The sequence below is a fragment of the Pseudomonas sp. 22085 genome, assembly GCF_052045815.1.
Lineage (GTDB): Bacteria > Pseudomonadota > Gammaproteobacteria > Pseudomonadales > Pseudomonadaceae > Aquipseudomonas > Aquipseudomonas glycinae.
This window is the reverse complement of record NZ_JBQEQA010000023.1, coordinates 1-13,937: the sequence shown is the minus strand read 5'-3', so window position 1 is coordinate 13,937 and position 13,937 is coordinate 1. Positions and strand designations below refer to the sequence as shown.

Sequence of the window (13,937 nt, the reverse complement as noted above, 5' to 3'; positions counted from 1 at the left end):
GAATTAGTTGTGCGGCGTGGCTGGGGTGGCGTTGGCTGCGGTCAGGGTTTGCCCCTGGAAGCCGCCGCCCAGCGCTTGCATCAGTTGAATCGACAGGTCGATCTGCTCGGCATTCAGGTTGGCCAGCTGACGCTGGGCCTGCAGCAATTGCTGCTCGATGCTGAGCACGTCCAGGTAATTGCCGATGCCGGAACCGTAACGCTGGACGACGGTGTTGTAAGAATCCTGGGCAATCTCGGTCGCGTGCTGCTGGGCGCCGATCTGCCGGCCGATGTCACGCAGCTGGTTAATGGTGTCGCTGACATCGCCCAGGGCTTTCACCAGGCTTTTGTTGTACTGCGCCACGGCGAGGTCGTAATCGGCGTCGCGCGCATCGAGGTTGGCGCGCAGGCGTCCGCCATCGAAGATCGGCACCGAAATCGTCGGGGCAATGTTGAAGAAGCGACTGGCGGAACCGAACATCGCGTCCCCCAACAAGGATTCGGCACCAGCGGAAGCCGACAGGTTCAGGTTGGGATAGAAGCGGGTCTTGGCCGAGTCGATGTCCTTGCTCGCGGCCTCGACACGCCAGCGCGCGGCGACCAGATCCGGGCGACGGCCCAGCAGTTCGGCGGGAAGCACCGATGGCAGTGCGACAGCGCTGGCTTGCAGGACTTTCGGCCGAGCGATTTCGTTACCGCGATCCGGGCCTTTGCCGAGCAATACGGCCAGGGCGATTTTGGCGCTGTTCAGGCGCTTTTCAGCGTCGATCAGGCTGGCTTCGGAGCTGGCTTCCAGACTTTGGGTCTGCTGGAACTGGTACTGGCTGTCGATCCCGGAGCTCAGGCGGCGCTGGCTCAGGTCGAGCATCTGTTTGGTGCGCTTGAGGTCTTCGTTGGCCAGGTCATAAACGATGTGCGCCTGACCCAGATCGCTGTAGGCCCGGGCCACGTCAGCAGCCAGGGTCAACTGTGCGGCCTGACGGTCGACTTCGGCGGCGCGGGCCTGACCGAGTGCGGCTTCCCAGGCATCGCGCTGACCGCCCCACAGGTCGAAGTTGTAATTGAAGCCGGCGCTGATGTTGCGCACGGTGGAGTAAGCCCCACCCTGCCCCAACGGATCCTGATCCCGGGCCAGACGCGAACGGCTGATGCCGGCGCTGGCGTCGAGGGTCGGATAACGCTCGGCATCGACGGCGTACGCAGCGGCGCTGGCCTGATGGGAGCGGGCGTCGGCGATCTGCATGTCCGGGCTGTCTTTCAGGGCTTCGCGGATCAGACCGTCGAGTTGCGGGTCGCCGAGGCTGGTCCACCAGTCGCTCTTCGGCCACGCGGCCTGGGACAGGGTGACGCCGTTGAGCGATTGCCCGGTCTGCAGGGTTTTCGCATCGAGGCTCGCGCCCTGGGTATCGAGGCCACTGTAGTTGGCGCAACCGGCGAGAATCATCGCCGACAGCACCAGTGTCAGGCTGCTGCGCAAGGTTTTACCGCTCATTGTGTTCACCTAACCGCTGGATGGTGATGGGGTCACCGGCTGCCAGCAAAATTTTCTTGAGGATGTATTCCAGGGTTTTCAACTCGTCCGGGGTCACGGCACCGGCCAGCTCATTCATGGCGTCGGCGCCGATGTGCGGCAGGCGATCGGCCAGTTGCTGGCCCTGCTCGGTGAGTTTCAGTTGCACCTGACGGCGATCGCCTTCGCTGCGTTGGCGAACCAGGAAACCTTTCTGCTCCAGACGATCGAGCATGCGGGTCATCGAACCGCTGTCCAGCGACAGGTGCCGGCACAGCTCGGCCGGGGTGTCGACGCCGAACTGGGCCATGATGATCAACACCTTGAACTGCGCGGCGGTGATGCCGTGGGGTTCCATGTGGGTGTCGATGATCTTGTCCTTGAGCAAGGCCGCACGGCCGAGCAACAGGCCGAGATGGCAATGCTGGAATTCGTCTGGGGTGAAATGCTTCATGTGCTCACCTAATAACTGCCTAGGCAGTGAATGTATGTCGAGATGTTACTGCCTAGGCAGCGAATGTCAACGTAATAGTTAGGTTGCTTTGTAATTAGCCGATAACTGACCGCACGAGATCGTTCCCACGTCCAGGCGTCGAACCGTCTGAGTGGGAATGCCTGAATGGCCGCTCTGTGTCAGCTGTTGAATGGGACGCGGAGCGTCCGGGGGCTGCATTCCCACGCAGAGCGTGGGAATGCTCAAAAGGGAAAAGCGGGCTAGAAATCCCGCTTGTAGAAAATGTCCAGCGAACTGGCCACGCCGCTGGCGGCTTCGAGGTAGACCTTTTTGCTCAGCTTGTAGCGCAGGGCGATGGTGTTGGCCGGCTCGAACACACCCACGCCGTAACGCAGGCTGAGTTTCTCGGAGATGTTGCCACTGGCCACCACGCTGGTGGTGTTGCCGCTGCCTTGGGTGTCGAGCTGGAAGTCCTGAATGCCCAGATCACTGGCCAGACTGCTGGTGACCCCGGAACTGCCCATCAGACCCAGACCGAGCGCCGCCTGCGCGAGCATGTTGTTGTCCTCGCCGGTGGTGCTCAGCGGACGCCCCAGCACCAGATAGGACAGTGCCTGTTCCTGGCTCATCGCCGGTTCCGAGAAGATCTGCGTGGTCGGCTGCTCGGCGCTGCCGCTCAGTCGAATACCGGCGATTACGTCGTCGGTCTGGCGAATCGCTTCGATGTCCAGATACGGCTGATCAATCGGCCCGGCGAACAGCAGGCGCGCGCGACGCACCGTCAGGCGCTGGCCGTAGGCGCGGTATCGACCGTCGTTGAGCCACAGCTCGCCACGGGTGTCCATGTTGTCGCCGATGTGTACCTGGCCTTGCAGGTTGGCGGTCAGGCCGAATCCGGCGAAGCTCAATTTGTCTTGGCCGACCACCACGTCGATGTCCATTTTCATCGCCAGCGGCGGTTTGCCCTCTTCGGTCTGCGCGCCGACGATGATCGTGTCATCGGAGACTTTCACCGTTGATGGCGGCAGTTCCCGCACGGTGATTTCGCCTTTCGGTACCCGCACCTTGCCGGCAATCGCCAGCTCATCGCCGGCCATGGAAATCTTCAGGTCAGGCGCCACTTCCAGTTTGGCGTAGGGTTCGACCGTCACTGGCAATTGCGTGCCCTTGAGCGCCAGATCCACCACCAGCGCCTGGCCCCAGGCGATGTTGCCGTTCAGGCTGCCCTGCCCGCTCTTGCCGCTTTTCCAGCCGCCGTTCAGTTGCACAGCCTCACCGGCGATCACCGCTTGCAATTGCAACGCTTGCAGCTCGATCGGCAATTCCGGCCCGGACACTTCGCCGTCGCTGAGTTGCACCGTACCGTTGACCAGCGGCGCGAGCAGACCACCGGAAATCGTGCCGCTGCCGTTCAGCCGCCCAGTCAGTTTCTCGACCATCGGCACAAACGGCCGCGCCACCGACAGATCCAGTCCGCTGAGGCGGAATGTACCGCTGAGTGGCTTGTTCTTCGGCAGCGGGTTGAGCTGCGCCTGCACCATCAATTCACCGAGCTTGCCGCCGACGAAGTTGAGGTCGGTTTCGATGCGCTTGGGCGTGAGTTTGCTGGTGAGCTTGAGGGTCTGGTACGGGAAGTCGACCCACTGATCCTTTTCCTTCATGCGCAAGGTGCCGCCGCTGGCATCGACGCTGATCTGGCCGTTCGGGCCGCTGGCCGGCAGGTCCAGTTGCAGGTCGGCGTTGAGCTTGCCCTGCCAGGCGAAATCCTTCGGCAGCCATTGCGCCAGGCTTTCGATCGGGAATTGCTTGAGGTGATAACGCAGCTTCGGCTCCGGCATCAGGCGCTGGTCTTCGCCACACAGGCTGGCATTGCCGGACATCCAGCAATGGGCGCCGAAGTTGATTTTGCCGTCGGCCAGACGCTCGAGTTTGGCCGGGTTTTGCAACTTCCAGTCCTGACCGCCGGCCTGAATGTCACCGCTGGCCAGTCGTCCGCGCCAGTTGCCGTTGTCCAGATTGCCGTCCAGGCCCAGCGCCAGTTTCAGCTTCGGCCCGAGCAGGTCGAGGTTGAGTTTCTGGTTTTTGATATCGCCCTGAGCGCTGGCGGTCAGGGTGCCCAGCGACGTGTCGCCGGCCTGAATCCCGCTGCCCTTGAGGTCGATTTTCGCCCGTTGCGCGCTGTCGAGGGTGGCATCGAGGTTGAGGCTTTGCAGGCGATTGTCCTGGAACGCCAGTTGCGAACCCTGCAGGCCGAGCTTGCCCTGCGGCGCCTTGAGCGTGCCGGCGACATCGACCCGACCGTTGATCTGCCCGCGCAGTTGTGGCCAGAGCTGGGCCAGACGCGCCAGTTTGATGTCGATCTGCCCGGTGAGCTTTTGTTGCAGGCTGCCCTTGCCGTTGATGCTGTTGTCGCCGAGGCGGATTTGCAGGGCATTCAGATTCCACTGCTCGCCCGCGCCGTCAGCCTTGGCTTGCAGGATCGCCGGTTGCCCGCGCAGTTTGCCTTTCAGATCGAGGTCGGCATTCAGGCTCAGGCGCTCGTTCTTCATTTCGCCTTTGCTCTTTAACGGACCGGCCAGGGTGCCCGGCAACTCCGCAACCCAGTACGCCGGATTGAGCGCCGACAATTCCAGCGCGGCGTCCCAGGCGATGCCATCGGCGAACTGTACGTTCACATGGCCTTCGGCCTTGCCCTGCCCGGCTTCGAGTTTCAGTTGTGGCAGGAAGATCTGCTTGAGATTGCCGCTGAACGGACTGCTCAGGGTGAACGCCCCCGCCGGCCCGTCTGCGGCGGCGGCGAAGTTACCGAGGTACTGACCGTCGGTGTAGGAGACTTCGCCCGTGAAGGTGCGCAATGTGACCTGCGGCTCTTCGATCTCCGGATAGAGCCGATGCCAGGGAAAGTCCAGCCAGTTGATATTGGCTTGGGCGCTGAGGGCTTTGCTCCAGTCAACGTTGCCGGTGAGCTTGAGGCTTTGCTTGTCGTTGGCCGTCAGGTCGAGGCCGGCAATCTGCGCACCTTTGGCGTCGACCTTACCCTTGAGCAACAGCGCTACCGGGCCTTTCTCGGCAGGCAACGTGGCATTGCCGAGCAATTGGTAACCGTTTTTCAGATCGCCTTCGCCGGTCAATACCAGTTGATTGAATTGCAGAGTGTCCGGCAGATCGGCGCTCGGCTTGAACGCCTCCGCGGTGATCCGCACCTTGGCCGGCAGATTTTCCACCAGCGGTTGAAGTTCGCCGCTCAACTGGCCGTCGAGGTAGCCACGGCTGTCGGCGTGCAGGTTGAGGGTTTTCAGCAGGTCGCCGTCGATTTTCAACGCCAGCGTCCACGGCTCGGGCGCCGGCGACGGCAAGGTCAGATCACCGGCGATGCTCAACGGCCAGTTGCCGGTCGGTTGCAACAGGCCGGACAGGTTCAGGCTCAACTCGTCGCGTTGCAGTTTCACGCTGTCGATCTGCAGGCCCTTGGCGGTCCAGTGCGCCGCCAGTTGCAGGCCTTTCAACTCCTCACTGCCATTGAACAACAGGCTGCCGACCTGCACGTCACCCAGCTCGATGGCCACGGGCAATTGCAGGTCAGGAAGCTTGATTGGGCCGCTTTCAGTAACTTCCTCGCTCGGCGGAAATTGCAGGCTGACGGTATCGGCCTTGAGCTGTTCGATGCACAACGTCATGCGCGTCAGGCACAGAGGCGACCATTCGAAGATCGGTTTGCTCAGTTCGACGCGGCTGCTGTCCTGCTGCCACAGCAGATGATCGGCGCTCCACTGCCCGCCGAGGCGACCCTGGAAATTGTCGACGCTCAGGCCCGGCACCAGACCCAGCACCCAACGGCTGCCTGCCTGGGTTCCGAGCACAACGGTGATGCTCAATACAATCAGCAGCACCAGCGACAACAACGCCAGCACCGATATTTTCAAACCACGCTTCACAGCTCAGGCCCCATGGAAAAGTGCAGCCGGATGCCGCCATCGTCGTCCAGCGCGTGGGCCAGGTCGAGGCGGATCGGCCCCACTGGCGAAACCCAGCGCACACCGATACCGACCCCGGTCTTGAGGTTCGGCAGTTCGAGTTTGTTGAAGGAGTTGCCCTGATCGACGAAAGTCGCCACGCGCCACTTCTCGGCAATCGAGTATTGATACTCGACGCTGCCGGCCACCATGTAGCGCCCGCCGATGCGGTCGCCCTCGGAGTTCTCCGGGGACAGGCTCTGATAGTCGTAACCACGCACGCTCTGATCGCCACCGGCGAAGAAGCGCAGCGACGGCGGCACCGATTTGTAGCCGTTGGTGGCGCTGCCGCCGACCTGGACCCGGCCGAGCAGACGGTGCTTGTCGAACACGGTGGTCAGGCCTTTGACCAACGCCGTGCCGTAAACCAGGTTGTTGTCTGAGCCGAGGCCTTCTTTCGCCACTTTGCTTTCGAAGGTCAGGCGATAGCCATTGTGCGGATCGATGCGGTTGTCGCTCTTGAGGTAGGAATAGCTGACACCGGGCATCAGCAAGGTGCTCAGGCCGGAGTCATCGCCGAGCTGATATTCCTCGCGCTGCCATTTCAGCGAGATCACCCGCTGCCAGCCGCTCGGCAATTTGCTGTGCCATTCCGGGCCGAAGGTCAGCAGCTTGCTCAAGGTGTCGGAACCGTCGATGTCCTCGTATTGATAACCGCCGGCCCAGCGCAGCTTATCGGTCAGCGGCGGATCCAGCGGGATGTCATAGAACAGGCCGACGTTCTGCCGTGGCGCCGACAGTTCGGCCTCCCAGCCATAACTGTCGCCCTGCGGGTTGACCCAGTGGCGGGTCCAGTTGGCCTTGATTCGCGGGCCGACGTCAGTGGAATAACCAAGACCCAGGCCCATGGTGCGCGGCTTGCGGGTGTCGAGTTTGACGTCCACCGGGATTACGTCGTTTTTTGCGGCGGTCGGCGCGGCATCGACCCGCACACCTTCGAAGTAGCCGCTCGATTGCAGGTCGCGGTTGAGTTCGGCGATCAGTTCGGAGTCATACGGCTCGCCGGCCTTGAACGGCACCATGCGTTGCAGCAGGTCTTCGTCGAACGGGGTGTCGCCTTCGAAGCTGACCTTGCCCAGCGCATAACGCGGGCCGCTTTCGTAGATCAGTTCGACGTCGGCGACCCCGGCGCGTGGGTCGACCATCAATTTCTGGCTGGTGAAACGGCCACTGAAGAAGCCATAACGCGAGGCCTGATTCTGAATCAGGCGTTTGGCGTCTTCGTAACGCCCATGGTTGAGCACCGCGCCGGGCTTGAGCACGTCACTTTTCGGGACTCGAAAGGATTTGAGGGAGGCCGCCGGACCGTTGACGCGAACGGTCACGTTGCGCAGGCGGATCGGCTCGCCGGGATCGATGTTCAGCACCAGACGCGGTTTTTCACCGCCCTTGACGTCACTTTCGATCTGCGGCTGGTAATAACCCAAGGCCTGGGCGGCCTTGCGCGCCTGCTCTTCGGCGCCGCGACTGAAGCGCTGCAAGGCTTCTTCGTCACGATCGCCGAGGCTGCCGATATAGCCTTCTATATTGGCTTTCAGTTCATCGTTGGACGGTTTGATCCGCACATCCAATTCACTTTGCGCCAGCGCCGCGCAGCTGCTGAACAGCATGAGCACGCCACTGGTAAATCTTCCTGGAAACTTCATAGGCGCGGATGCTATCACGGGCTTGGGAGCGTGATAGAACAGGAAATTTCCGAAAAAGTTCGATGGTCATCCCGTTGCTGTTTGTAACACCTGCGGGTTGGCGTGGAAAAACACGTGCTCGCGCACCGGGCCGACGGCGACTTCACCGATTTCCTCGTAACCCTGACGCTTGTAGAACTCCAGGTAACGCGGGTTGCCGGTGTCGAGGATCACGCCTTGGGAGGTTTCGTCCACCGCGCACCAGTTATGCACCGCTTGCAGCAGCTGTTCGCCGAAGTGTTTGCCCTGAAATTGCGGATGCACACCGAGCAGCGGCAGCATGTGCACCGAGTCGGTCGGCACGCAGGCTTCAACGGCGGCGTGGTATTCCAGATAACGCCGGGTGCAGCGGAAACCGGTGCTCAACACCATGCGCAAACGCCAGGCCCAACTCTCGGTAACACCCAGACGCCGCTGCGGCGGCGCGATCAGGGCGATGCCGATCAAGCGGTCGTTGACCAACAGGCCGATGGCCGGCAGATCCTGCAGGAAATGCTGTTTGACCAGCTCCCGCACCGTGGCCCGTACCCGCTGCTCGTAACCCGGACGCTCGGCTTCGAACAGGTAGGCGAAGGTCGGCTCGTGACGATAGGCCTGATAAAGAAGGGATCGCGCTTCACGGGAATAGCCGCGGTCGAGCATATGAATGTCGGCAATGGCGGTTTGGGTTTCAGGCATGACGGTGATTCTCCCCGGGGCGTGCTCGGATGGCGGCGCTCTTGTTGGTACGAACCTTTTGGTGATGGCACAGTTCCCCACAGGTATAGACCAACCAGAGATCTTCATCGACTGGTCGGGCCTCATCGCTGGCAAGCCAGCTCCCACAGGTATTTTTTGCGTACACGAATTTTGTGGACGAACCGGAAACTGTGGGAGCTGGCTTGCCAGCGATGAGGCCATTAAAGGCAGCGCACCTCTGACAGACCTGAATGAATCTGCTTACCCCACGCTGGCCCAGATCCTACATGTCAGCTAGCATCGCCCTTTTGCCAGGACTGCCGACCATGAAGATCGTTTCCTTCAACATCAACGGACTGCGGGCCCGTCCGCATCAGCTGGCGGCGCTGATCGAGAAGCATCAGCCGGACGTGATCGGCCTGCAGGAAACCAAGGTCCACGACGACCAGTTCCCGCTGGATGAAGTGCGGGCCCTGGGTTATCACGTGTATTTCCACGGCCAGAAAGGTCATTACGGCGTTGCCCTGCTCTCGCGCCAGGAACCGATTGCTGTGCACAAGGGCTTTGCCACCGATGAAGAAGACGCGCAGCGACGCTTCATCTGGGGCACGTTCGCCGACGCCAACGGCGTGCCGGTGACGATCATGAACGGCTATTTCCCACAGGGCGAAAGCCGCGACCACCCGACCAAATTCCCCGCCAAGCAACGCTTCTACAGCGATCTGCAAGCGTTGCTGGAAAGCCAGTTCCACAACGAGCAGCCGCTGGTGGTGATGGGCGACGTCAACATCTCCCCGGAAGACTGCGACATCGGCATCGGCCCGGACAACATGAAGCGCTGGCTGAAAACCGGCAAATGCAGTTTCCTGCCGGAAGAGCGCGAGTGGATGGCCCGCCTGAAAAACTGGGGCCTGACCGACAGTTTCCGTCACCTGAACCCGGACGTGACCGACACGTTCAGCTGGTTCGACTACCGCAGCCGCGGGTTTGAAGACGAGCCGAAGCGCGGCCTGCGGATCGATGTGATTCTGGCGTCCCACGGTTTGCTGCCACGGGTGAAAGCCGCCGGCGTCGACTATGAACTGCGCGGGATGGAAAAGCCTTCGGACCATGCGCCGATCTGGCTGGAATTGAGCTGACCCGCTTGAAGCAGAAGATCACAGCCAGCGGTTGTGATCTTCTGCCCTGTCATCTTTCAGCAACCTCACTGACTTAATCTCCCCGGCAATCCCCTTGGCTGCAATCGGTGCCGGCATGACCCTGCGTGTTCTGTTCGTCTTTCTCCTGAGCGCCTGGCTGCAGGTTGGGTTTGCGGCGTTGCCCATTCCCGAGAACGGCCCGGTATTGCGTATCCAGGGTTCCAACACCATCGGCGCGGCGCTCGGTCCGGCACTGGTGGAAGGCCTGTTGCAAGATCAGGGGCTGTTGAAAGTCCACAGCGAAACCCCGGACACCGCCAATGAACAACGGATCGTCGGCCTGACAGCCCAAGGCCAGAGGGTCGTGGTGGAGATCGCCGCCCACGGTTCGAGCACCGGTTTCACTGCACTCAAGAACGCCAGCGCCGATCTGGCCGCCTCGTCGCGCCCGATCAAGGACAGCGAACTGTTGAACCTGCAAGCCCGGGGCGATCTGAAAAGCCCCGATGCCGAGCAGGTCATCGCCATCGATGGCCTGGCAATCATCCTCCATCCCGACAATCCGCTGAATCAACTGAACACCGAACAACTGGCGCGGATCTTCAGTGGCGAGGCGAAGACGTGGGAAGACGTCGGCGGCAAGGGTGGGACAATTCATTTATATGCGCGGGATGACCAGTCCGGCACCTACGACACGTTCAAGGAACTTGTCCTCAGTCGTCGTGGGAAATCCCTGAGCAATGCCGCGAAACGGTTCGAATCCAGCGAGCAGTTGTCCGACGCCGTCAGTGCCGATCCGCAGGCCATCGGTTTTATCGGCCTGCCCTATGTGCGCCAGGCAAGGGCCGTGGCGATTGTCGACGGGCAATCCCAGGCGATGCTGCCACTCGCCAGCCTGATCGCCACCGAAGACTATCCACTGTCGCGGCGGCTGTTCTTCTATCTGCCGCCCGACAGCAACAATCCCTGGGCCAGGGCGTTGGTGGAGTTTGCGCAGAGCCGCCAGGGTCAGGCGATTGTCGCGGCCAACGGTTTTATCGCCCAGACCGTGCAAGCCATCGCCGTCACACCGAATGCGCTGATGCCCGAGGGTTATCAATCCCTCAGCCGCCACGCCCAGCGTCTGACGGTGAACTTCCGATTCGAGGAAGGCAGCGCCAGCCTCGACAACAAGGCCCGCCAGGATCTGGCTCGGGTGTTCGACTATATAAAGCACCACGACAAGACCGACCGCGCGGTAACACTGGTGGGCTTCGGCGACGCCAAGGATGACCCGGCACGGGCGGATTTGCTGTCGAAGCTGCGGGCGATGGCGGTACGCCGAGAGTTGGTGAAAAACGGCGTGGTATTGCGCGAAGTGCGCGGGTTTGGCGCACTGATGCCGGTGGCGACCAACAGCGGGGATGAGGGCCGGATCAAGAATCGGCGGGTTGAGGTTTGGGTTTACTGAACCTCGAACCACTGATCGTTCCCACGCTCTGCGTGGTAATGCAGCCATGGACGCTCCGCGTCCACTGTGACGCGGAGCGTCACGGTATGCATTCCCACGCAGAGCGTGGGAACGATCACCGCGATCAGCGCTTTGCGTGGGAACGATCAGGGCTGACGCGGAATGTCTGTAATCAGCGCTCGCTACGCAGCATTTCCTTCGGCACATACTTGCCGATCTCGAACTTGCCGATCGCCGCACGGTGCACTTCGTCCGGGCCGTCGGCCAGGCGCAGGGTGCGTTGCATGGCGTACATGTAGGCCAGCGGGAAATCGTTCGACACCCCTGCCCCGCCATGAATCTGGATCGCCCGGTCAATCACCCGCAACGCGACGTTCGGTGCCACGACCTTGATCTGCGCAATCTCGCTCTTGGCGACCTTGTTGCCCACGGTGTCCATCATGTACGCCGCTTTCAGGGTCAGCAGACGCGCCATGTCGATTTCCATCCGCGAGTCGGCAATCTTGTCGACGTTACCGCCCAGACGCGCCAGCGGTTTGCCGAACGCGGTGCGGCTTACCGAACGTTTGCACATCAGTTCCAGTGCGCGCTCGGCCATGCCGATCGAACGCATGCAGTGGTGAATCCGGCCTGGGCCAAGGCGACCTTGTGCAATTTCGAAGCCGCGTCCTTCACCGAGCAGGACGTTTTCGTACGGCACCCGCACGTTGTCGAACAGCACTTCGGCGTGACCGTGCGGTGCGTCGTCGTAACCGAACACCGGCAGCGGACGGATGATCTTCACGCCGGGGGTGTCGACCGGCACCAGGATCATCGAGTGCTGAGCGTGACGCGGGGCGTCGGGGTTGCTCAGGCCCATGAAGATCAGGATCTTGCAGCGCGGATCGCAGGCGCCGGAGGTCCACCATTTCTTGCCGTTGATCACCCACTCGTCGCCATCGCGCACGGCACGGGCGGCCATGTTGGTGGCGTCGGAGGACGCAACGTCCGGCTCGGTCATGGCGAACGCCGAGCGAATCTCGCCGCGCAGCAGCGGTTCGAGCCAGCGCTGTTTCTGTTCTTCGTTGGCGTAACGCACCAGCACCTCCATGTTGCCGGTGTCGGGTGCCGAGCAGTTGAACGGCTCGGGCCCGAGCAGCGAACGGCCCATGATTTCCGCCAATGGCGCATATTCGAGGTTGGTCAGGCCAGCACCCAGCTCCGACTCAGGCAGAAACAAATTCCACAGACCTTCGGCCTTGGCCTTGGCCTTGAGTTCTTCCATGATCGCCGTCGGCTGCCAGCGATCGCCTTCGGCAACCTGGCGTTCGAACACGGCTTCGGCCGGGTAAACGTAAGTGTCCATGAACGCGGTCACGCGCTCACGCAGTTCTTGCACCTTGGGCGAATAAGCGAAATCCATGAGCAATTACCTTTTTTCGGCAGGTTGTTTAAGTCATGCAATCGATGCTAGAACAGCGTTGATAATTTACCTAGCCTATTCTCGGCGTGTATAAACATTCATCACCGATATATGATTGGTTGATTTTCCTGGCCGCCCTGACCCGCGCCATTCACCTATAACAAGAGAGCCGCGTAATGAATCTGAGCAAGGTCGACCTCAACCTTTTCATCGTCTTCGACGCGATCTACACCGAAGCCAACCTGACCCGCGCCGGGCAGATTGTCGGCATTACCCAGCCTGCGGTGTCCAACGCCTTGGCGCGGTTGCGCGAAACCTTCAACGACCCGCTCTTCGTACGCACCGCCCAGGGCATGGTGCCGACGCCCATGGCGCAGAACATCATCGGCCCGGTGCGCAATGCGCTGTCGCTGCTGCGGGTATCGGTTCAGGAAAGCCGCATTTTCAACCCCTCGCAAGCGGTCAAGACCTACCGCATCAGTATGACTGACCTGACCGAAGCGGTGATTCTGCCGCCGCTGTTCCAGCGTCTGCGTCGTCTGGCGCCGACTGTGATCATCGAAAGCTTTCTGTCCAAACGCCGGGAAACCACCAAGGAACTGGCTGCCGGGCGTCTCGACTTTGCCGTGGATGCGCCGCTCAACACCGACCCGCAAGTACGCCACGTCAAGCTGATGGAAGACCGTTACGTCTGCGCCATGCGCAAGGGCCATCCGCTGGCGACCAAGGAAAAATTCACCCTCGACGATTACCTGTCCCTGACCCACATTCATATTTCCAGCCGGCGCAGTGGTCTGGGCCACGTCGATCTGGCCCTGGGCAAAATGGGCATCCAGCGCAAGATCGCCCTGCGCTCGCAGCACTATCTGATGGCGTCCCAAGTGCTGCAGCAGACCGACATGGTGATGACCGTGCCGGAGCGGTTCGCCCGGCGCCATGACCTGCATGCGTTCAATCTGCCGGTCAACGATGTGCCGCCGGTGGAAACCCATTTGTACTGGCACGAAAGCACCGATCAGGACCCGGCCAACCGCTGGATGCGCGAGCAGATGATCGAGTTGTGCCAGCAAGTGACAGCGCACGAGAAGAAGCTCGACAAGCTGCAGACGCCCGCTACTTGACGTAAACGTCAACCTGCCATTAGCTTAGCGCCAAGACCCTTCTTCGAGCGCTTTCATGAGCAGCCAGACCTACAGCATTTCCGACCTCGCCCGCGAGCTGGACATCACCACCCGGGCGATCCGCTTCTACGAAGAACAAGGCCTGCTCAGCCCCGAGCGCCGAGGCCAGGAACGCATCTATTCGCCGCGCGACAAGGTCAGTCTGAAGCTGATCCTGCGGGGCAAGCGCATCGGTTTTTCCCTGGCCGAGTGCCGTGAACTGATCGAGCTCTACGACCCTTCCAGCGGTAACACCAAACAACTCAACAGCATGCTGGCGAAAATCAGCGAGCGCCGGGCACAGCTTGAACAGCAACTGCTGGACATCGAACAGATGAAGCTGGAACTCGACACCGCCGAAGAACGCTGCGTGCAGGCGCTGGAGCAGACGCTCAAGAGTCAGCAAGTCGCGCAGTAACAGCCACAATTCATCTCCTGTGGGAGCGGGCTTGCCCGCGAATGCGG

General features: G+C 61.4%; 10 protein-coding genes. 4 read left to right on the top strand and 6 right to left on the bottom strand.

The window, feature by feature from the left end:
- Positions 1-3 precede the first annotated feature (3 nt).
- The 5 genes from ACTJK7_RS24170 to ACTJK7_RS24150 form a co-directional block, all read right to left on the bottom strand.
- Positions 4-1,473, bottom strand: coding sequence for an efflux transporter outer membrane subunit (locus tag ACTJK7_RS24170; protein ID WP_440780942.1), 1,470 nt, complete (start codon positions 1,471-1,473; stop codon positions 4-6).
- Positions 1,463-1,945, bottom strand: coding sequence for a MarR family winged helix-turn-helix transcriptional regulator (locus ACTJK7_RS24165; RefSeq protein ID WP_011334990.1), 483 nt, complete (start codon positions 1,943-1,945; stop codon positions 1,463-1,465). Before ACTJK7_RS24165 ends, ACTJK7_RS24170 begins: the two co-directional genes overlap by 11 nt.
- Before the next feature lie 260 nt (positions 1,946-2,205).
- Positions 2,206-5,880 carry a translocation/assembly module TamB domain-containing protein gene (locus ACTJK7_RS24160; protein ID WP_108562729.1) on the bottom strand — a complete coding sequence of 1,225 codons (3,675 nt, stop codon included), beginning with the start codon at positions 5,878-5,880 and terminating at the stop codon, positions 2,206-2,208.
- The gene (locus ACTJK7_RS24155) at positions 5,877-7,604 is read right to left on the bottom strand and encodes an autotransporter assembly complex protein TamA (RefSeq protein ID WP_440780939.1); all 1,728 of its coding nucleotides are present in this window, start codon (positions 7,602-7,604) and stop codon (positions 5,877-5,879) included. The genes ACTJK7_RS24160 and ACTJK7_RS24155 overlap by 4 nt, the downstream gene beginning before the upstream one ends.
- A 66-nt stretch (positions 7,605-7,670) precedes the next feature.
- Positions 7,671-8,321 (bottom strand): GNAT family N-acetyltransferase, encoded by a 651-nt coding sequence (locus tag ACTJK7_RS24150; RefSeq protein WP_064380744.1) that lies wholly within the window; start codon positions 8,319-8,321, stop codon positions 7,671-7,673.
- Positions 8,322-8,647: 326 nt separating this feature from the next.
- Between ACTJK7_RS24150 and xthA the strand changes: the two genes are divergently transcribed.
- The gene (gene xthA, locus ACTJK7_RS24145; protein ID WP_064380745.1) at positions 8,648-9,460 is read left to right on the top strand and encodes an exodeoxyribonuclease III; all 813 of its coding nucleotides are present in this window, start codon (positions 8,648-8,650) and stop codon (positions 9,458-9,460) included.
- Between the two features lie 115 nt (positions 9,461-9,575).
- On the top strand, positions 9,576-10,910 hold the full coding sequence (locus tag ACTJK7_RS24140) for a substrate-binding domain-containing protein (protein ID WP_108563704.1): 1,335 nt from the start codon (positions 9,576-9,578) through the stop codon (positions 10,908-10,910).
- Positions 10,911-11,082: 172 nt separating this feature from the next.
- On the opposite strand, the gene ACTJK7_RS24135 is transcribed toward ACTJK7_RS24140, so the two are convergent.
- Positions 11,083-12,312 (bottom strand): acyl-CoA dehydrogenase, encoded by a 1,230-nt coding sequence (locus ACTJK7_RS24135; protein WP_011334996.1) that lies wholly within the window; start codon positions 12,310-12,312, stop codon positions 11,083-11,085.
- A 176-nt stretch (positions 12,313-12,488) separates the two neighbouring features.
- On the opposite strand from ACTJK7_RS24135, the gene ACTJK7_RS24130 reads away from it, so the two are divergent.
- Together ACTJK7_RS24130 and ACTJK7_RS24125 are read left to right on the top strand one after the other, a co-directional pair.
- Positions 12,489-13,433, top strand: a complete 945-nt coding sequence (locus tag ACTJK7_RS24130; RefSeq protein WP_064380747.1) for a LysR family transcriptional regulator — start codon at positions 12,489-12,491, stop codon at positions 13,431-13,433.
- Positions 13,434-13,488: 55 nt separating this feature from the next.
- Positions 13,489-13,890 carry a MerR family transcriptional regulator gene (locus tag ACTJK7_RS24125; protein WP_039767497.1) on the top strand — a complete coding sequence of 134 codons (402 nt, stop codon included), beginning with the start codon at positions 13,489-13,491 and terminating at the stop codon, positions 13,888-13,890.
- The last annotated feature ends 47 nt before the right edge of the window (positions 13,891-13,937 follow it).